This is a genomic window from Streptomyces sp. NPDC014727, assembly GCF_043083485.1.
In the GTDB taxonomy this organism is placed as follows: domain Bacteria; phylum Actinomycetota; class Actinomycetes; order Streptomycetales; family Streptomycetaceae; genus Streptomyces.
Window position 1 is genome coordinate 97,670 of record NZ_JBIBYR010000020.1, and the last position, 19,172, is coordinate 116,841.

The window sequence follows — 19,172 nt, forward strand, 5'->3', positions numbered from 1 at the left end:
GTGCCGGGGATCTCATCTTCCGGGGAAGGGGCGCCGACCATAGATTTCTGAGCATGACAACGCAGCCCACCACCGTGGCCAATCCCGTTCTCCGTGTCCCGCCGGCCTCCCCGGCCGCGGCGGCCGCCCACTTCGGCGCCGCGCTCGCCTTTCACACCGATGTCTCCGACGTCGAGGCCGCGCTCTCGGCCGACGGCGACCCCGGCTTCGTACTCCTCGACTCGCGCTCCACCGCCTCCTGGGACCAGGGGCACGTCCCGGGCGCCGTCCATCTGCCGACCGCCCTCGTCCCCGAACAGGCCCGGAACCTTCTCGACCCGGCCGTGCCCGTGGTCACCTACTGCTGGGGCCCCGGTTGCAACGGAGCGGCGCGTGCCGCGTTCGCGCTCGCCGAACTCGGCTACCAGGTCAAGGAGATGCTCGGCGGCTTCGAGTACTGGGTCCGGGAGGGCTTCGAGTTCGAGACCTGGGACGGACATGAGCGGCGTGACGCCGACCCGCTCACCGCTCCGGTCGACTCCGGTGACTGCGGCTGTTGACCGGCCCGGCCGGGAGAGTGCCCCCTCCCCGCCCGCTCTCGTCCGGGCGTTCCGTTACGGGTGGACGCGAGTGCGGGAGGGGCGGGGGAGGAGGCAGGAGCGGCGTCAGAGCCTGGACAGTTCGTCCACGAGGTCGTCGAGCCCGAGCGGCCCCTGCGACAGCGCGGCCATGTGCCAGGCCTTGGCGTCGAACGCGTCACCGTGTGCCTTGCGGGCGTTCTCCCGCCCGAGCAGCCAGGCGCGTTCGCCCAGCTTGTAGCCGATGGCCTGCCCCGGCATCGAGAGGTAGCGGGTGAGTTCGCTCTCCACGAAGTCGGCCGGACGGCCGCTGTGGTTGCCGAAGAACTCCTGGGCGAGGTCCGCGGTCCACCGTTCACCGGGGTGGAAGGGGGAGTCCTCGGGGATCTCCATCCCCGCGTGCATGCCGATGTCCACGATCACCCGGCAGGCCCGCATCATCTGTGCGTCCAGATAGCCGAGCCGGCGCTCGGCGTCCGGCAGGAAGCCCAGCTCGTCCATGAGCCGCTCCGCATACAGCGCCCAGCCTTCCAGGTTGGCGCTGACACCGCCGATCGACGCCTGGTAGCGGGAGAGGCTGTCCGCGACATGAGTCCACTGGGCGATCTGCAGGTGATGGCCCGGCACGCCCTCGTGGTACCAGGTGGAGACCAGGTCGTACACCGGGAAGCGGGTCTCCCCCATGGTGGGCAGCCAGGTGCGGCCGGGACGTGAGAAGTCCTCGGACGGCCCCGTGTAGTAGGGGGCCGCGGCGCCGCCCGGCGGGGCGATGCGGGACTCCACCTTCCTGACTCTTTCGGCGAGTTCGAAGTGCGTGCCGTCGAGCGCCTCGATCGCCTCGTCCATCAGACTCTGCAGCCAGACCTGGACCTCGTCGACCCCCTCGATGTGCTTGCCGTGCACATCGAGATGGGCCAGCGCCTCCCAGGGGCCGGCGCCGGGCAGAACCTTCTCGGCCTCGGTGCTCATTTCGGCGAGCAGCCGGTGGTACTCGGACCAGCCGTACGCGTATGCCTCGTCGAGATCCAGGTCGGTGCCGTTGAAGTAGCGCGACCAGCGCGCGTACCGCTCACGGCCCACCGTGTCCGGAGCGCCCTCGACCGCGGGGGCGTACACCTCGCGCATCCAGTCACGCAGCGCCGCGACGGACCCGGTGGCCCGACGGGCGGCGTCGTCCAGATCGTTACGCAGAGCGGCAGGGCCGGCGGCCGCGAATTCCCGGAAGAATCCCGAGCCGTCGGTGGCGGCCCATTCGTCGAGCTGGTCGATGAAGGTGGCGGTGGCCCGCGGCCCGCCGTACAGCCGGCGCTCCAGACCGAGCGCGAGCGACTCGCGGTAGCCCTCCAGTGCGGCCGGAACGGCGCGCAGCCTGTCCACGACCGCCGCCCAGTCCTCGTCGGTCTCGGTGGGCGTCACCGTGAACACCTCGCGGACGCTGTGCGCCGGGGAGGAGATGTTGGAGACCGCGCGCAGCCCCTCGTCGGCTTCGTGGACGGCGAGTTCCGCCGTGAGACGCTCGCGCAGAAGGCGTCCGCAGCGGCGCTCGGCATCGCTGTCCGCGCCGGGCAGCCGCTCGGCGGCGTCGAGCTTCGCCAGGGTGGTGCGGGCGAGTTCGGCCACGGCTTCCTGCCCCGAGGGGGAGAAGTCGGGAAGGCGGCGCGAGCTCTCCGTGACACCGAGATAGGTGCCGGCGATCGGGTCGAGTTCGATGAACGCGTCGACGTAGGCGTCGGCGACTTGGCGGGGCAGCGCGCTGCTGGGAATGTCTGACATGCGGACATCCTCGTACGGCGGAGGCCTCCGCGTCACCATCATCCTGGCTCAGAGGCCTGTCCCGGCCGGTCCGACGGTCGGGGGCAGCAGCGGCCCGCACTCCCACTGCTGGAATATCAGGCGGGTCTCGACCCGGGCCACTTCGCGGCGTGAGGTGAATTCGTCCAGCACCAGTCGCTGCAGATCCGCGGTGTCGGTGACCGCGACATGGACCAGGTAGTCGTCCGGCCCGGTGAGATGGAAGAGCGCGCGGGACTCGGGCAGCGACCTGATGCGCTCGACGAACGGCCCGATGAGCTCTCTGCGGTGCGGACGGACCTGTACGGAGAGCAGCGCCTCCAGACCGCGGCCGAGCCGCGCCGGGTCCAGACGGAGTTGTTGGCCGAGAATGACGCCGGTGCGGCGCAGCCTGGCCACCCGGTCCAGGCAGGTCGACGGCGCGACACCGACCTCGGCGGCCAGTTCGCGGTAAGTGGTCCGGGCATCGTTCTGCAGCAGCCGCAGAATGTGCAGGTCCACCGGGTCGAGAGCGACGGAATCGGCCATCTGCCGAACGTAGCACGGGACATCTGCACACAGTCCCGGTGTTTGTTCAGAGTTGTGTCATGGACACTGAAGCCTCGACGGCGCCCCGGACGACATCCCGGTCCAGGGCGCTGGCCACCGAAGCCGTGCACGCGGGCCGCGACGATCTCGCGGCGCTCGGCCTGCACGCCCCGCCGATCGACCTGTCCACCACATACCCCTCGTACGACTCCAGGGGCGAGGCCGAGCGGATCGACACCTTCGCCGCCACCGGCGCCAGGCTCGAAGGCCCGCCCGTCTACGCGCGGCTGGACAATCCGACGACCACCCGTTTCGAGAACGCGCTCGCGCGGCTCGAAGGGACCGAGAGCGCCGTGTCGTTCGCCAGCGGAATGGCGGCACTCACCGCCGTCCTGCTGGTCCGGGCGAGCATGGGACTGCGCCACGTGGTAGCCGTCCGTCCGCTCTACGGCTGCAGTGATCACCTTCTCGGCACCGGTCTGCTGGGCACCGAAGTGACCTGGACCGACCCGGCGGGCATCGCGGAGGCGATCCGTCCGGACACCGGGCTGGTCATGGTGGAGACGCCCGCCAATCCGACACTCGTCGAGGCCGACATCCGTGCCGTCGCGCACTCCTGCGGCTCCGTGCCGCTGCTCGTCGACAACACCTTCGCCACGCCCGTACTCCAGCGTCCTGTCGAGCACGGCGCACGGATCGTGCTGCACAGCGCCACCAAGTACCTCGGCGGGCACGGCGATGTGATGGGCGGCGTCGTCGCCTGTGACGAGGAGTTCGCGGCCGGGCTGCGGCAGGTGCGCTTCGCCACCGGCGGGGTGCTGCACCCGATGGCGGGGTATCTGCTGCTGCGCGGCCTCGCCACACTTCCGGTACGGGTACGGGCCGCTTCCGCGAGCGCCGCCGAACTGTCGCGCAGGCTGACGGCCGATCCGCGCATCGCCCGGGTCCACTATCCGAAGCTGGGCGGTGCGATGGTCTCGTTCGAGACGTACGGGGATCCGCACCGAGTGATCTCGGCGGTACGGCTCATCACGCCCGCGGTCAGCCTCGGAAGTGTCGACACCCTGATCCAGCATCCGGCCTCCATCAGCCACCGCATTGTGGACGAGGGGGACCGGCAGGCGTCCGGGGTCGGGGACCGGCTGCTGCGCATGTCGGTCGGTCTGGAGGACGTCGAGGACCTGTGGGCCGACCTGTGCCAGGCACTGAGCTGACGACAGGAGCGGCGTCGAGGGAGGGGCAGGTCGTAGGGCCCCGGGGTTCGTGGCCCCGGGGTCGGAGGCCCCGGAGCGGGATTCCCGCGTCGGGAGGTCAGCGACCGGCCTGTTCGTACGGTGGCAGCGAACGGATCGGAGTCGCGTCCAGTCGGGCGGTGACGACCAGCGTGCCCTCCTCGATCTGGTAGTCCAGCGGCAGGGACAGCGCACGCATGGCCGCGACCATGCCGGTGTTGGACGCCTGGGTGACGGCATATACGCTCTCGCAGCCCGCCTCGATGGCGAGCGTCACCAGACGGCCGAGGAGTTCGGAGCCGATCCCGCGGCGCTGCCACTCGTCCTCCACGAGGAGAGCGACCTCGGTCTCGTCGCCGTCCCAGAGGAGGTGGCCGAGGGCGACCAGCCGGCCAGACGCCGTCTCCGCGGCCAGGGTGCGGCCGAATCGGGGACTCAGCAGGTGGTCGAGGTAGCGGTCCGCGTCGTGGACGGGGCCGTGGTAGCGCATCCGCAGCGTCTGCTCGGAGCAGCGGTCGTGCATGGCCCGCGCTGCTGCGAGATCGCCGCGGTCCACCCGGTGCACGGTGATCTCTTCGCCCTCGGGGAGGGTCAGCACGTGCTCGCCGCGTGGCACGCGGGGTCCGAGCCGGGCGTCCAGCTCCACCAGGGCGCGGGCCCGGGCGAATTCGGTCGGGGTGAACGGAAGGTAGGGCCGCTCGACGGTGATGGCACCTCCGGACGGGTCGCGCAGCCGCATCACCGTCTCCTCCAGCATGCCCTCGATGGGTGCCGTCTCATCGGTGGAGCGGCCTGTGAACGAGACGGCGGGCAGCGAGTGGATGGTGCAGCGGCCCAGCAACTGACGCAGGGCGAGGGGGAGTTCGGCCGCGTCCAGGGCCGTGCGCGTGGCGAGGCTCAGGATGCGGGTGGGAGCGTCCACCAGGTCGTGCGCGTCGGCCCGCTCGATCCACGTCGAGCCACCCCCCGCGGCGGAGATCGCCCGACTCAGCAGCTGGGCCTGCAGCGGGGCAGGGGCACGCAGCAGAAACTCGTCGACCGTGCCCTGAGCCAGCGGGTGCGTCTGCAGGGTGAGGATGTCGACCCGGTGCCGGGCCAGCGCTGTGCACAGCGCGGCCAGACTGCCCGGGGCGTCCCGCACGGTGGTACGCATCCGCCACAGCACCGTGTCCTCGGGGGACCGGGCCGGCCCGGCTGCGGTGGCCGGGGTCACAAGTGTGTTCGCGGCGGGGTCGATGTGCTGGGACGGGGCCGCGCCGTCGCTGTTCGCGAAGGGGTCGCTGGTGGTCGGAGGGGGAGCGTGGCTGTGCCTCCGCGCCCACCAGGTGTGGAATGCGGCTGTCACGGCCAGGGCCACGGCCGAGGCGATCAGGAGGTACGGTCCGTTCGGCTGGTGCCCGATCAGGTTGGCGATCGCGTCGGCCACCGCGACCGCGGTGAACAGCGCGGCGAGTTCGGTCGCGTCCCGCCGCCAGTGGTGGGAGCGGCGGGCGGACTTGGCGGATGTCACATCAGTCATGCCATCACTGTGACCCAGCGGTGTTGCCTGACCGCGAACGCTCTGTGACTGATGGGTTAAGTGTGGATCTGGACCTCTATCGCCGGTTTTGGCGGTTTATTGTCTTGATCGATTCTGGATAGGCCGGTAGGGCAGGTCCTGCTGCCCGTGGTCGGGACCGGGGTGTGGGGTGGGGGACGGCGGCTTCCTTCCGGGCCCGGGGCGGTGAGCGAGGCCCGCGTATCCCGCGGGGTCGGAGTCGGGCAGCTGCTGTCCGCGCGCTGCGAGGAGCAGCGCGCCCGGACGACAATCCTCGGTCGGGACGGCGCTGGTCCGACCCGGTCCGGTCCGCGTCGGTCCGACCCTGACCCGTCCGGGCGTCACTCATCGGCCTCGGGCGTGCCCCTGCGGGTTACGCCACGATGTCCTCGCCGCTCCCTGTCGGTCCGGAGGCCATCGGTCCGGAGTCTGTCGGTTCGGCTGCCTGTTCCAAGACCGTCTTCAGGCGCATCGCTTGTCGTACCAGCTGCGAGGATCCGCCACGCGCCACCACTTCGGTGAGACCGGGTATCGGCTCCGAGCTCACCGGCCCACAGTGCTCCACGCACTCGGCGGCCACGGAGAGCAGGTCGCTCAGTCCGCGAGGCGCCTTCTCCTGAGCGAGCAGCCCTGGCAGGACGGGGACCAGTACGGAGAGCACCATCCGGTATGCGCCCGTGACCGCCGCGGTACGGGCGGAGTCCGCTAGCCGGTTGGGCTTCACCAGCTTGTGGTCGAGGAGGATCGCCAGGTTCTGGCCGACTGATGCTGCGTCCAGCCGGTCCTGGGCCGCGAGCATCAGCAGGGCGTCCACCGCCGACAACCGGTCCTCCGGATGACGGGCCCCCAGCCCGTATGCCACGGAGAGATGGATGGCCTCGGGGGCGGCCGGCCCGCCGAGTTCGACCAGTCCGGGCAACGGTTCGGCGGTGCCACACAATTCGTGCGTCGCGCAGGTCGCTGTGGTCGGCAGCAGCCACGCTGCCAGCGTTTCGCCGTCTTCGGGCAGCGTGGCGAGCCACGTACCCGAGTGGTCGCCCCAGTGGTGGCAGAGGCGGTGGTCCGGTGAATGCGGATGGCCCAGCCAGTGGAAGGAAAGGGGGAACTCCTGCTGGATGACGGGGTGTTCTTCGCTCGCCATCAGGACGCGCCGCGTCCAGTCGGTCGGTTCCCGCAGCGGCCGGCCTCGTGTCGAGGTACTGCCCTTGTCCAGATCGAAGCGGAACACGCGCGCGAGCGGCACGTCGCTCCGCAGCCAGGCGGCCAGCCGGTCACCCTCCGCGGTGCCCAGGAGGGCCGCAGCCGCTGCGGCCTCGTGCTGACCGCTGCGCCGTACGCGCAGCAGGGCCTGGGCGAAGTCGGCTTCCCCGGGCCGGATCCCGAGCCGCTGGTACGTGCGCAGTCGCTCGACGAGCACGGCAGGGTCGATCGAGCCCGTGTGCCACGTCGGGAAGGCGAGCAGGAACGGTGCGGTGCCGCTCAGTACAGCGTCGGCGGCCTCCCACAGCCGAGCCTTCATCACTCCCGTGAGCGCGGCATGGACACAGGTCCCGGTGCCCGTCCACGCGGCACGCCCGTCATGCACGGCCTGTGCCGGTACCCGCCCGAGCAGGACGGCCACGACGAGCTCGATTCCCGCCTCCGAACGGAGCCGCCGTTCCACCAGTGACTGCGGTTCGTCGCCGAGCCACCACTGTCCCGCCAGCGCTTCACGCAGCGCGTCGGCCAGTGCCTGCCGGTCGGCGCGGGCATGGCGGACCAACCCGTCCAGCGCCCGCTCGAAGGCGGTGCTCTCCTGCGATGCGGATCTCGCGAGGACCACCACCTCCTCGACGAGCTCGGGCAGCGTTCCCGACGCCGGTTCGAGACGTTGCCGTGCGGGGACCGGCGGCAGAACCTCCTCGTACGGCTCCGCGGCCGACGGTTCGTCCAGCAGATCGCCGAACACCTCCGCCGCGGCCGTGCGGTGCGCCGGACCCAACAACGATGCGGACAGGGCGATTTCTTGGCGCACCGGATCGGCGACGGCGGGCAGGTGGCGTGCTACCAGTTTGAGCGACCGCTCCTGGATGTCGATGTCCTCGTGCCCGAAGGCCTCGGCGACGACGGGCAGCAGTTCGTCGGCCGTCGACGGTTCGCGTCGCAGCACCTTGCCGAGCAGCACGAGCTGGGCCCGGACCAGCTTCTTCTCGGAACGAAACAGCACCGAGCCGGAGACATCCGCCAGTGCCCGTACAGGTAGTTCGCCCCGCTCATTCAGCCGGGCGAGCACTGCCTGGGCATGACCGGCCACGGTGGAGATCCCGTCCGCGGCCATTCCGATCCAGTCGGCGATCCTTTCGGCCTCCTCCCGCTCGGTCGGCGCGAGCCGACGGAGCACCGTCAGGAAGAATCGCAGGTCGCCGGGCTTTCCGCCGCGCAGCAACCGGGTCACACAGCTGTCGACGAGGCCCCGCCGCTCCAGCAGTCCCTCGTCCGCCAGGACGGCCAGCGTCTGGGGCCAGTGGCATGGGTCGTCGGGCTGCTCGTACCAGGTCACCTGCGGCGGCAGCTCCGTCAGCTCGAAGAGCCGAGGGACGAGAACAGCCAGATGCGGGTCGGCACGAAGGCGATCGATGAGGGCTCGTGTACCGCGTCGTCGCCACCGTACGGTCGAGACCGTCTCGGCCCAGCCCCGCACAAAGCCGTCCGTGGTGGGCACGGGGCACTGCGCGATCTTCACCAGTTCGTCGATGAGCTCGTACGTCGTCTGTGCCGTCGCCGGCCGCGCCGCCAGCCGGTGTGCGACGTCACCGAGCCAGGCGGGGTCACGGTCCGCCAGGGCTTCGAGGACCAGTGGGTACGGGGACCGTGTCCAGCCCAGCAGGTCCCGGCCGCCGATCCAGGTCGCGCAGCCCGCAGCGCCCGCGTGACAGCCTGCGCCGGCGATCAGCAGGGCCTTTCGGATCCTCTCCTGCTCGTGCCAGTGCCAGCCCCGCGCCTCCTTGCGCAGTGCCTTCAACTCCGCCAGCGCCGAGCGTCGTTCGGCTGCGTCGAGTTGGGCCAGCAGGGCCGGTACATCCTCCTTGCGTCCTTCCCGTACGGCGGTGAGCAGCTCCTTCATCGCGCACCTCCGGCAACCGGCGCACCGCGGCGGACCATCCGGACGGCAAGCGCGTGTTTGCACGGGCCCCTGCGCCCGCGGTAGTCGACCCACCATTGGCAGGTGCAGCTCAATACTCCGTCTTTCTCCCTCACCTGGTACCGGAGTTCCGTCGAGGTCACGGTCGCCACTTCCCCGTCCAGTACGACGGCGCCCGCGCCGGCCAGCTGGCGGGCCGCCACCAGCCGCGGATTGTGCCGCTCGGCCCGGTCGGCGTCGTACGGCAGCTCGCGGTGGAAGTAGGTCGCGTCGGCGAGGTCATAGCCGACCCGGCCCGCCGTCCCCAGCCGGGTGAGCGCGGCCCGCACCCGCTGCATCGTCAGGCCCGACTGTTCCGCGAGATCGGCGGTTTCGATCCGCGGCTCCCAGGCCAGGAGCACGGACACCAGCTCGGCGTCGGCCGCGGCATCGTCGGTGGCCAACGCGTCGAGCACCCCGCCCTCGCCGGAGAACCCCCGCGAGGCATCGGGCGAGAGCGTCAGGGTGAGCCGCATACCGGGGAGCACCGCCTCCCAGGCGCTCGCCGTCACCGCACCCTCGGCCACGGGCCCGTACACCCGCAGTGCCGTCGCATGACGCAACACTCGTTGCAATGCCGCCAACCGCTCGGGGCCCGGCAGACACACCGCACCCGCGACCGGTCGGGTCGTCGGCCGCAACGTCTTGCCGACGGGAACGACCCACTGAGCGCCCCGCGAGGCATTCCCCGACGAGCGAGGCAGGGTACGCAGGAACCGTACGGCCTCCGCGGCCGGAAGTTCGGCCCGCAGATCGAAACCGGCCGACACCACCTGCGCCTCGGCGAAGCCACGCAGCCATCGGTCGGGCAAGGGCACCTTCTTCTCCACGACCGGTCCGTCCGTGGTCATGACCGCCAATTCGTCCGGTCCCACGCGCATATGCAGTGGATCGTCTCCCGCTATCCGCGAAAGTGCCTCCCGGAGTGGGTTGTTGACATCCACATTCGTCGTGCCATGACCCGTCCGCGCGCCGTCCAAACCGTCCTGGAGTACATCGAGGCGCGCGTACACGCCACAGCAGCCGGAGAAGGACTCGAAGCGCAACCGGTCACCGTTGCCCGTCACCACCGGGTCGAGCGAGGCGGGCAGGGTGCGCTGGTAGTAGCGTGTGGATGCGACGTCCGCCACCGCCAGCAGACCGCGCGCGGCGATCCTCGGTGAGGTGAGGAACCCGGAGAAGAACCGGGGATGAAGCTCGCTGCCCCGCGGCGTGAGGCCACCGGCGGTCTCCAGACCGAGGAGCTGCCCGGCCTGCGAGGACTGCAGCGCGGAGGGGCGTGAGTAGGCCAATGCCTGAACGGATCGGGTCATGCAAGAACCGTAGAACCCACCACTGACAATCGGCCCCGGCCCACTGCACGGGGCCGATTGCCGGTGAGTCGGTTCACTGCCCGACGCGTCCCGGCTGCAACACCCTGCTGAACAGCACGGAACCGCCCTGGGCCCGCAGTCGGACAGTCAACTCGCCACTGTCGCCGTCGATGTCGACCTCGCCGAAGAACTGCGGAGACTCCATCGGCGACACGTTCGCGCGGTCGGGTGCCCGCACGAAGACCTGGTCGGGACCGAACGTCGCATCGAGTGCGTTGGCCGGGAACTGGCCGGCCGCCAGCGGTCCGGACACGAACTCCCAGAACGGCGCGAAGTCCTTGAACGCCGCACGCTCGGGCTCGTAGTGCTGCGCCGATGTGTAGTGCACATCGGCTGTCAGCCAGACCGTGCCCGTGATCCGCCGGTGCTTGATGTGGCGGAGCAGTTCAGCGATCTGGAGTTCACGGCCGAGCGGCGCTCCGGGATCGCCCTGGGCAACCGCTTCGAAGTCCGTGGCGCCGTCGGTGACCACCAGTCCGAGCGGCATGTCCGCCGCGATCACCTTCCACACCGCGCGGGACCGGGACAGCTCGTGCTTGAGCCAGCGGAGCTGCTGGGCGCCGAGGATGCCGGTGGTGTCGTCGGGCTGTCGGCCGGGGGAGTTGGCGTTCCGGAAGGACCGCATGTCGAGGACGAACACGTCGAGCAGCGGTCCGTGCCGGACCACGCGGTGCACCCGGCCCTCGTCCGACGAGGCACGCAGTGTGGACACCGGGAAGTACTCGCGAAATGCCCGCATCGACCGGGCCGCCAGCACATCGACGTTCTTCTCGGTGTAGCGGGGGTCGCCGAGGATCTGCCCGGGATACCAGTTGTTGCGCACCTCGTGGTCGTCCCACTGAATGATCGAGGGCACCTGCGCGTTGAACTCGCGGAGGTTGTGGTCGAGCAGGTTGTAGCGGAAGTTTCCGCGGTACTCGGCAAGGGTCTCGGCGACCTTCGACTTCTCCTGCGTGGTGACATTGCGCCAGACACGCCCGTCGGGCAGGGGCACGCTCGGCTCGATCACCCCGTCCGCGTAGATGTTGTCACCACTGCACAGAAAGAAGTCCGGGTCCAGGCGGCGCATCTCGTCGTACACCACATAGCCGCCGATGTCCGGGTTGATGCCCCAGCCCTGACCGGCGATGTCGCCGGACCACAGGAAACGCACCCCGTCCCGGCGCCGGGCGGGTGCGGTCCGGAACGTTCCGTACACCGGCTCGCCCGTGCGGCGGGGGTCTTCAGGGTCGCAGAGCGTCACCCTGTAGTGCACCTGCTCACCCGGTGGCAGCCCGTACAGCGGTGTCGTCCCGGTGAAGTCCGTGTCGGAACCGACCAGCGGACCGTGCCATGTGCGGGCCCGCCGGAAGGACTCCGTCGCCGATGTCTCCACGACCATCCGGGCCGGACGGTCCGACCGGACCCAGACCAGCGCTGACGACGCGGTGACATCGCCCACCTGCACGCCCCATGCCGCGCGCGGCCTGCCGGACAGCGCGAAGGCGGGGGCGGCGGCGCCGACCGCGGGGAGCGTGAGCGCCGCCGACGCGACGAGTGAACCGCGCAGCACACCGCGGCGGTCGAGGGACGGAATACGCGGACGGTACGACATCGAGGCGCCTCCGGGGCAGTGGACAGGGGACGAACGGGTGGCTGGTCGACCGACCCCACCCTTGTGCCCGTCGGCGGCGCGCACACCAACCTCAGATGAACACCCGGCCCCCGGCCCTCACCGATGTCCGGTCCGCTTCTCGTATCGCTGAGCCGCTGCCAGCAACCGCACACCCCGCGTGATGTCCTGAGGAGCCAGATGCGCGTAGCCGAGAACCAGGCTCACCGCCCGGTCCGTGGAGGCTACGGTGCCGAAGTCGCCCAGTGGCCGCAGGGCCACCCCTGCCGCGGCCGCGCGCGCCATGAACACCGGCTCGGGGCCGTACCGTTCGGGCAGTCGGGCGATGATGTGCAGACCGGCGGCGATCCCGCTCACCTCGGTGCCGGGGAAGTGCTCAGCCAGCGCCGCGGTCAGTGTGTCGCGCCGCTCACGGTAGGTGAGCTGGCAGCGGCGCAGCTGCCGGTCGTAGCCGCCCCGGCTGATGAAGTCGGCAAGGACCGCCTGGTCGACGGCCGGATTGCCGAGATCCATCGTGCGTTTGCGGGCGACGATCTCGTCGGTCATCTTCGCCGGGGCGAGCAGCCAGCCCAGCCGCAGTCCCGGGGCGAGCGATTTGCTCACCGAGCCGGTGTACGCGACATGCTCCGGGTCGAGCCCCTGCAACGCGCCGACGGGCGCGCGGTCATAACGGAAGTCGCCGTCGTAGTCGTCCTCGACCACCAGCCCGTCCGTGGCGCGTGCCCAGTCCAGAAGCCTGCTGCGACGGGCGGCGGAGTAGGCGATTCCGGTAGGGAACTGGTGCGCCGGAGTGGTCATGACGGCGCGCACGCCCGAACGTACGAGAGGCTCGGCAGCCAGCCCTTCGTCGTCGAGCGGTAGTCCGGTGGTGGCGATTCCGGCGGCTGCGAACAGCGCGGCGTGCTCGGGGCTCCCGGGATCCTCGACGCCGACGGTACGTATCCCCCGCCCGTGCAGCACAAACCCGAGCAGGGTCGTCGCCTGCGCCACGCCCGAGCACACCACCAGACGCTCCGGATCGGCCACCACTCCCCGGCGCCTGACAAGCAGTGCGGCCAGGGCCTCTCGCAGTTCGGGCAGCCCACGCGGATCGGGGTAGCCGAGTGCGCTGTGCGGAAGCCGGCCGAGCACCGAGCGGTACGTGGCGGCCCAGGCGCTGCGTGGAAACAGCGAAAGATCAGGCGTGCCGGGCCGGAAATCCGCACGAGCGCCCGGGGCACGAGGAGCTAGATCGCGCGCGCCCGGCGTGGCGGCCCGGACCGCCCCGCTCACCCACGTGCCCGCACCCCGTCCGCTGCGCAGATACCCCTCCGCCGTGAGCTGCTCGTACGCCTCGGTGACCAGTCCCCGCGACACCCGCAGATCGGCGGCGAGGGCACGGCTGGACGGCAGCCGCGTACCCGGAACAAGACGGCCGGAGCGTACGGCCTCGCGCAGTGCCGACTGGAGTGCGCGGCCGCGTCGACGGGCCGGGGCCGCGGCAGCCGGAAGCAGCAACTCCCAGGCAGCGGACACGGACTCCCCGGACTCCATGCCGTCCGATGGCGAATTGGTCCCCGAAGACATCATGAAAGTGGACCTTAAACCGGACCGTCCGGCTGCCTACCGTCGGCTCCATGAACGCCACTTCCCTGCGCGGGGCGCTCCTCGCGGCCGTCGCCTGCATCCTCGTGGGCGCCTCCTTCACCGCCAACAGCGTGCTCGGCGACTACCCGTACGCGGGCGGCCAGGCACTGCGCTACGGCCTGGCCGCGCTGTTGTTCCTGCCGCTGCTGGCTCGCGACGGGCAGCCCCGGCCGACCGCCGCGCTGCGCGCCCTCACCCTGCGCGAGTGGGGACGGCTCGCGCTGCTGGCAGCCGTCGGCATGGTCGGCTTCAACCTGGCCGTACTCGGCGCGGAACGATCCGCGGAACCCGCCGTTCCAGGGGTGTTCGTCGGATGCGCCCCGATCCTCGTCGCCGTTCTCGTACCGCTGCTGGACGGCCGCCGGCCGATGCGCGCGGTCCTGTATGCGGCCGCGCTCGTTGCCATTGGGGCCTTCGCCGTTCAGGGGTGGGGTCGTACGGATCCGGCGGGCATCCTCTGTTCGGCCGCTGCGCTGGCGGGCGAGGTCGGCTTCGCCGTCCTCGCCGTACCCGTGCTGCGCCCGCTGGGACCGAAACTGCTGTCAGCCACGGTCTGCGGAGTCGCCACCGTGGAGTCCCTGCTGCTCGGTGTGGCGCTCGACGGCGGAGCCGTTCTGCGGATGCCCACATCTGGCGAGGCCGGGGCGCTGCTCTGGCAGGCAGCCGTGGTCACCGTTGTCGGCTTCGTCTGCTGGTACATGGGCATGCAGCGCATCGGCGCCGAACGGGCCACACTCTTCTCCGGCCTGATCCCGGTCTCCGCCGCGCTCACCGCACCGCTCGTCGGCACCGGTTCGTACGGGATCCCGCAGGCCGGCGGCAGCCTTCTGGTCGGGCTGGGTGTGGTGCTCGGCTCGGGCGTCCTGCCGCGGCGCGGCGCGGCGCGGGGGGCCGGCTCAGCGGCTGGTGTCGAGAATGACGCGCGCCACCAGCGCCGGATCATCGTTCATCGGAACATGCCCGCAACCGGGCAGCCGCACCAGCCGGGCACCGGGAACGGCGTGCTTGGCCCTGATTCCCTGGTGACGCAGCAGCAACCGGTCGCGGCTGCCCCAGGCGACGGTGGCGGGCAGCCCCGGCACGTCGTCGGTGAACGTGACACTCCGCCCGACGGCGAGCGTCTGGTGGAAACCGGTCGCCTCGCGCCAGGCGATGGTCTCCGCGACAACGGAACCGGGTGAACGGCGACCGGGCCGGGCGCAGACGGTGCTGGTCAGGGACGCACGTCCGGCCGCACTGCGTGCGAGCCGTTCGATCACCGGCATCGGCATCGACACCGCGGCACCGGATCCCAGGCCTGACGGTGGTGTCCGATCCCGTGGAGCAGGAGCAACGGCTCTCCGGAGCCGCTCCGTTCGTACGCCACGGACACGGTGCGGGGCCCCGCGACGAGTCGACGCTGAACGAGACCATGGTGGCCATGCTGGTGCTCCCGGGGTGATCCGGCATGAATGAGCCATGCCTGAGGGCGACTCAGACGTCTCGTCAATAACAATTACCCTTCGGTAGCTTGCAGTTCAAGAGGTCCGGGCGATTCGCGCTGGACACGGTGTGACACGTCGGCTGGGATGGAGGGGTGACAGCCGACACCGCGACCGACGTCTTCGAGGTTCACCGTCCCGTGCTCATCGGGGTCGCCTATCGCATGCTGGGCGGGATCGCCGACGCCGAGGACGTGGTGCAGGAGGCCTGGCTGCGCTGGTCGTCCGCCTCGCGCGAGGGCGTACGGGAACCGCGCGCCTTTCTCGTGCGGGTCGTCACCCGGCTTGCCATCGACCGACTGCGGCAGGTGCAGTCGCGGCGTGAGTCGTACGTCGGACCATGGCTTCCGGAACCCCTTGTCACCGACTTCGGCCCGGCCGTTCCCGATACCGCGGAACAGGCCGTTCTCGCCGACTCCGTCTCGGTCGCCGTGCTGGTCGTTCTCGAATCGCTGTCACCGTTGGAGCGGGCCGTCTTCGTCCTGCGCGAGGCCTTCGGCTTCCCCTACGCCGAGATCGCCGCCGCACTGGATCGGTCCGAGGCGGCGGTGCGCCAGCTCGCGGGACGTGCGCGTTGCCATGTCGATGAGCGCAGACCGCGTTATGACGTCGACCCGGCCCGGCGCCGTGACCTCACGGAGCGGTTCCTCGCTGCGGCGGCGGGTGGCGACATCCAGGAGCTGCTGGCACTGCTGGCGCCCGATGTGCGGCTCGTCGGGGACAGCGGCGGAAAGTCCAAGGCGCCGCTACGGATCATCGAGAGTGCCGGCAAGGTCGGCCGCTTCCTGTTCGCGGTCGCCCACGGTCAGATCCCGGACCCCGACTTCCGGTTCCTGGAGCTCAACGGTGGGCCGGGCCTTCTGGTGCTCTCGGGTGGAAAGCCCGACTCCGTCTTCCAGGTGGACATCAGGAATGGGCTCATTCAATCCGTATATATCGTGCGCAACCACGACAAGCTGATCGGCCTGGCCGCAGAGTAGCCGGAATCCCCGTCCTTTCGTCGCACTCGCCATCGCCGTGATTTCCTCCGGTTCACCCGGCGGGAACGCCTTGCCGACCCTGCCCGGAGTCCCGCCGCCCGTCCGATCGTGACGCGTTGTGCTGCGGGCGGCTCACGGCACCACGAACGTCCTGTGAACGCTGTGCGGCAGAGGTCCGTTTCGCTGTGTGACCGATGGAGGATTGGTCTTGACCAAGGGGATGTCCCGTCCTATGGTCTCAACGTTAAGACAGGAACCTTTAATAAATAACGTCGCGGAAAAGCCGCTGGGCGATTGCGGAGGACAGGGTGGGGACCACGCAGCTGGAAACGGTGCAGGAGCCGAAGTACTGGCACCTCAAGACCGTGCTCAGTGAGGCACTCGACTCGGACTTTGCGGTGGGCGAGATCCTGCCCAACGAGCGCGAGCTCGCCGCCCGGTTCGGAGTCGCCCGAGCCACGCTCCGGCAGGCTCTGGAGCAGCTCGAACTCGAAGGCAGGCTCCAGCGTCGCCGCGGCGTCGGGACCACCGTCGCCCCGCCGCGCGTCGGGGTCGCGGTCTCCACGGCACAACGGGACTGGTCCGGTGGCGGCGCCGGCGAGGCATGGCAGCCGGTGGACTGCACGACGGCGGTCGCACCGGCGTCCGTGGTGGCGGCGCTCGACGTGGAGCCCGACGAGCCGGTGCACATCGTCCGCCGGATCCGGGTCACCCACGGACAGGCCGTCGCGGCGGAACTCCTGTACGTCCCGTCGGCGTCCGTGCCCGACCTCTCCGCGATCGACGCCCCCTCCGGCCCTGCCCGCGCCCGCAGCGTCCTGCGCGAACTGCACCGTCTCGGACTCGACGGCCAGGACCGTTCGGTGGAACTCGGCTCGGCGCGCGTGGACGACGCCAAGGAGCTGGACCGGCTTCCAGGCGCCCCCGTTCTCGTCGTCACCACCCGCTACCTCGCGGCCGGTGGCACGGCGGCACTCTCCGTCGCCACCTACCGCGCCGACACGTGCCGGCTCACCTTCGGTGATTCGGGCGACCTGGAGATCAGCCATCACAACGAGGAGCGCCAGGCCTCCTGAACCCAGTCGCCTCCACCGTCCCGTGATGTACGCGTACGGCCCGTCGCACTCAGCGGCGGGCCGTCACCGTTCCCTCCACCGCGAAGAGCTGCTCCTCGACATGGTCGAGAGCCAGCCGCAGGGCGCCCGTGGCCACCGCCGCCTCGCCGAGCAGCGAGAGGGTGACCCGCGGCGGCCGAAGACAGTACCGGGCCAGCTCACGGCGGAGCGGGTCCCGGACACCGTCCAAACCCGCGGCCCAACCGCCGATCACCACCAGCTCCGGGTCCAGCGCAAGTACCAGCGCCGCGACATCGTGCACCAGACGCTGAATGAACCGCTCGACCGCCGCCTGCGCCCGGACGTCGCCGTGCCGGGCTTTCGCGAACACGGCGGCGACCGCGGGCTCGTCCAACGGGTCCAATGGCGTGTCCGTCGTCGACAGAAGCTTCTCCGGCGTCGCCTCGCGGCCGAGGAGATGCAGCGCGCCGATCTCACCGGCCGCGCCGCCGAAACCGCGGTGCAGCCGCCCGCCGATCAGTGATCCGGCGCCCGGGCTCAGCCCCGCCAGGACGAACACGATGTCGTCGGACTCGGTGGCCGCCCCCTTCCAGTGCTCCGCGACCGCCGCGGCATTGGCATCGTTCTCCACGAGGACGGGGCAGCGAAAGGAGCGCCTGAGCCGCTCACCCAGCGCCAGACCCGTCCAGCCCGGCAGCGCGGTGCCCAGCCGTACGGTTCCGTCGGCTTCCACGATGCCCGGGCTGCCGGCCCCGACAGCGCGCAGACTGCTCCGGGCCACGCCGGTCCGACGCAGAACATCGGCGACCACGGCCCTGACCTTGTCGAGACGGTCGTCGGCGCAGGCCGTCTCCGAAACCTCGCGGGAGCCCGCTCCGATGATTCGGCCGTCCAGCCCCGACAGCAGCGCCGAGATCCGGTGCGGACCGATCTCGATGCCGAGCAGGTGCCCGGCCTCGGCACGGAACCGGAACCGGCGGGCCGGCCGCCCCTGGCGTCGCGTCCCACCCTCGTCGGGCAGCGACTCCACGACCAGTCCGGCCTCGAAGAGCCCTTCCATGACTCCCTCGACCGTCGGCCGGGACAGACCGGTGATCCGGGTCAGGTCCGTGAGGGTGGGGGAGTCGGCGCCCCGGAGGGCGTGCAGTACCACCGCGGAATTGATTCGTCGCAACAGCGACGGATCCCCACCGGTCAGCCGACCCACGGTGTGTCCTCCCAGCTCGTGCGCATGTCAGGCGGATGGTACTCGCTGCCCGGGTGCAGGGCGACCGCGGGCGGCAACGGGTATGCGGCGGCGGTGATCAGCCCGGAGCGACGAAGCCGGACTCGTACGCGGCGATCACCGCTTGCGTGCGATCCCTCGCACCCAACTTCGCGAGTACGGCGCTGACATGGGTCTTGACCGTCTCGACACCGATCACGAGCTTCGTGGCGATCTCCGCGTTCGACAGCCCGCGGGCCATCAGCCGGAGGACCGCAGCCTCACGCTCGGTCAGCGACGCCCGGTCCATGGCCGCCCGCGCCTTGCTCGTGCCGTACTCGGCGGCCAGTTGCCGGACCGCCGCCGGGAACAGCAACGACTCGCCCTCTGCGACCAGGCGCACCGCATGCACGATTTCGGCGGGCCGGGCACGCTTGAGGAGAAAACCGTCCGCTCCGGCGCGTAGCGCCTCGTACACATACTCGTCGTTCTCGAAGGTGGTGACCACCAGGATCTTCGGTGGATCCGGCACGGTCCGCAGCACCACCCGCGTCGCCTCTATGCCATCCATCAGCGGCATCCTGACGTCCATGGCCACCACATCGGGGCGTAGCTGACGCAGCAGCGGGATCACCGCGGCGCCGTCGCCCGCCTCGCCCACCACCTCGATATCGGGCTGAGCCTCAAGAACCGCGCGCAGCCCCGCGCGGACGAGGGGTTCGTCATCGACCAGAAGAACGGTAACCGGCATCAGGTCAGCCTAGGTGTACTGACCCGTGAGGTTGGGGACGCGGCTGGCGGGTGGCTGGCCCTTGAGTGCGGTGTGTCCGCGGTGGTGATTGTAGGTGTGCAGCCAGGCCGGGTAGGCGGCACGCCTTTCGGCCTCGGTCCGGTAGGGCCGTGCGTAGGCCCATTCGTCCAGGAGGGTGCGGGTAGGGTCGGCCGAGCGGCGAGGTCCCTGCTGGGCAGGGCCTTTTCCGCTCGACCTCCCTCCGAACCGGACGGGCCCGCTTTC

14 protein-coding genes and 2 pseudogenes are annotated in these 19,172 nt (G+C 70.6%); 5 read left to right on the forward strand and 11 right to left on the reverse strand.

All coding sequences use genetic code 11. The features are described 5' to 3' along the window. Positions 1–53 precede the first annotated feature (53 nt). The gene (locus ACF1B9_RS27410) at positions 54–539 is read left to right on the forward strand and encodes a rhodanese-like domain-containing protein (RefSeq protein ID WP_391744979.1); all 486 of its coding nucleotides are present in this window, start codon (positions 54–56) and stop codon (positions 537–539) included. Positions 540–644: 105 nt separating this feature from the next. Here the strand turns inward: ACF1B9_RS27410 and ACF1B9_RS27415 are convergent, their stop codons facing one another. Further along, positions 645–2,330 carry a DUF885 domain-containing protein gene (locus ACF1B9_RS27415; RefSeq protein ID WP_391744977.1) on the reverse strand — a complete coding sequence of 562 codons (1,686 nt, stop codon included), beginning with the start codon at positions 2,328–2,330 and terminating at the stop codon, positions 645–647. 48 nt (positions 2,331–2,378) lie between these two features. Next, entirely contained in the window at positions 2,379–2,876 is a 498-nt protein-coding gene (locus ACF1B9_RS27420) for an Lrp/AsnC family transcriptional regulator (protein WP_391744975.1), read from the reverse strand. Between the two features lie 59 nt (positions 2,877–2,935). Between ACF1B9_RS27420 and ACF1B9_RS27425 the strand changes: the two genes are divergently transcribed. After that, positions 2,936–4,090 (forward strand): trans-sulfuration enzyme family protein, encoded by a 1,155-nt coding sequence (locus tag ACF1B9_RS27425; RefSeq protein WP_391744973.1) that lies wholly within the window; start codon positions 2,936–2,938, stop codon positions 4,088–4,090. Positions 4,091–4,187: 97 nt separating this feature from the next. On the opposite strand, the gene ACF1B9_RS27430 is transcribed toward ACF1B9_RS27425, so the two are convergent. The 5 genes from ACF1B9_RS27430 to ACF1B9_RS27450 form a co-directional block, all read right to left on the reverse strand. Continuing rightward, complete coding sequence (locus tag ACF1B9_RS27430) at positions 4,188–5,627, reverse strand: GNAT family N-acetyltransferase (protein ID WP_391744971.1); 1,440 nt, start codon at positions 5,625–5,627, stop codon at positions 4,188–4,190. A 391-nt stretch (positions 5,628–6,018) separates the two neighbouring features. Continuing rightward, positions 6,019–8,748 (reverse strand): DUF6493 family protein, encoded by a 2,730-nt coding sequence (locus tag ACF1B9_RS27435; RefSeq protein ID WP_391744969.1) that lies wholly within the window; start codon positions 8,746–8,748, stop codon positions 6,019–6,021. Continuing rightward, positions 8,745–10,118: an SWIM zinc finger family protein gene (locus ACF1B9_RS27440; RefSeq protein ID WP_391744967.1), complete on the reverse strand. Its 1,374-nt coding sequence runs from the start codon at positions 10,116–10,118 to the stop codon at positions 8,745–8,747. The genes ACF1B9_RS27435 and ACF1B9_RS27440 overlap by 4 nt, the downstream gene beginning before the upstream one ends. Positions 10,119–10,191: 73 nt before the next feature. Further along, positions 10,192–11,772, reverse strand: a complete 1,581-nt coding sequence (locus ACF1B9_RS27445; protein ID WP_391744965.1) for an alkaline phosphatase D family protein — start codon at positions 11,770–11,772, stop codon at positions 10,192–10,194. Positions 11,773–11,889: 117 nt separating this feature from the next. After that, on the reverse strand, positions 11,890–13,359 hold the full coding sequence (locus tag ACF1B9_RS27450) for a PLP-dependent aminotransferase family protein (RefSeq protein WP_391744963.1): 1,470 nt from the start codon (positions 13,357–13,359) through the stop codon (positions 11,890–11,892). A 47-nt stretch (positions 13,360–13,406) separates the two neighbouring features. Between ACF1B9_RS27450 and ACF1B9_RS27455 the strand changes: the two are divergent. Further along, positions 13,407–14,255: pseudogene (locus ACF1B9_RS27455) on the forward strand (DMT family transporter); the annotation flags it as partial. Positions 14,256–14,312: 57 nt separating this feature from the next. Here the strand turns inward: ACF1B9_RS27455 and ACF1B9_RS27460 are convergent. Next, positions 14,313–14,838 (reverse strand): annotated as a pseudogene (locus tag ACF1B9_RS27460) (alpha/beta fold hydrolase). A 154-nt stretch (positions 14,839–14,992) separates the two neighbouring features. Here ACF1B9_RS27460 and ACF1B9_RS27465 point away from each other — a divergent pair. Next, complete coding sequence (locus ACF1B9_RS27465; RefSeq protein WP_391744961.1) at positions 14,993–15,877, forward strand: RNA polymerase sigma-70 factor; 885 nt, start codon at positions 14,993–14,995, stop codon at positions 15,875–15,877. 308 nt (positions 15,878–16,185) lie between these two features. Then, positions 16,186–16,953, forward strand: coding sequence for a GntR family transcriptional regulator (locus tag ACF1B9_RS27470; RefSeq protein WP_376272214.1), 768 nt, complete (start codon positions 16,186–16,188; stop codon positions 16,951–16,953). 49 nt (positions 16,954–17,002) lie between these two features. On the opposite strand, the gene ACF1B9_RS27475 is transcribed toward ACF1B9_RS27470, so the two are convergent. The 3 genes from ACF1B9_RS27475 to ACF1B9_RS27485 all read right to left on the reverse strand — a co-directional run. Continuing rightward, positions 17,003–18,160: an ROK family protein gene (locus ACF1B9_RS27475; protein ID WP_391744959.1), complete on the reverse strand. Its 1,158-nt coding sequence runs from the start codon at positions 18,158–18,160 to the stop codon at positions 17,003–17,005. Between the two features lie 97 nt (positions 18,161–18,257). Beyond that, positions 18,258–18,908 carry a response regulator gene (locus ACF1B9_RS27480; protein ID WP_391744957.1) on the reverse strand — a complete coding sequence of 217 codons (651 nt, stop codon included), beginning with the start codon at positions 18,906–18,908 and terminating at the stop codon, positions 18,258–18,260. A gap of 9 nt (positions 18,909–18,917) precedes the next feature. Beyond that, positions 18,918–19,172, reverse strand: a 255-nt coding sequence (locus tag ACF1B9_RS27485; protein WP_391744954.1) for an integrase core domain-containing protein, incomplete at its 5' end; no start/stop codon positions are given.

Coding starts and splice junctions, on each gene's coding strand:
- ACF1B9_RS27410 (WP_391744979.1), top strand. CDS start 54: ATGACAACGCAGCCCACCACCGTGGCCAATCCCGTTCTCCGTGTCCCG.
- ACF1B9_RS27415 (WP_391744977.1), bottom strand. CDS start 2,330: ATGTCAGACATTCCCAGCAGCGCGCTGCCCCGCCAAGTCGCCGACGCC.
- ACF1B9_RS27420 (WP_391744975.1), bottom strand. CDS start 2,876: ATGGCCGATTCCGTCGCTCTCGACCCGGTGGACCTGCACATTCTGCGG.
- ACF1B9_RS27425 (WP_391744973.1), top strand. CDS start 2,936: ATGGACACTGAAGCCTCGACGGCGCCCCGGACGACATCCCGGTCCAGG.
- ACF1B9_RS27430 (WP_391744971.1), bottom strand. CDS start 5,627: ATGACTGATGTGACATCCGCCAAGTCCGCCCGCCGCTCCCACCACTGG.
- ACF1B9_RS27435 (WP_391744969.1), bottom strand. CDS start 8,748: ATGAAGGAGCTGCTCACCGCCGTACGGGAAGGACGCAAGGAGGATGTA.
- ACF1B9_RS27440 (WP_391744967.1), bottom strand. CDS start 10,118: ATGACCCGATCCGTTCAGGCATTGGCCTACTCACGCCCCTCCGCGCTG.
- ACF1B9_RS27445 (WP_391744965.1), bottom strand. CDS start 11,772: ATGTCGTACCGTCCGCGTATTCCGTCCCTCGACCGCCGCGGTGTGCTG.
- ACF1B9_RS27450 (WP_391744963.1), bottom strand. CDS start 13,359: ATGATGTCTTCGGGGACCAATTCGCCATCGGACGGCATGGAGTCCGGG.
- ACF1B9_RS27480 (WP_391744957.1), bottom strand. CDS start 18,908: ATGCCGGTTACCGTTCTTCTGGTCGATGACGAACCCCTCGTCCGCGCG.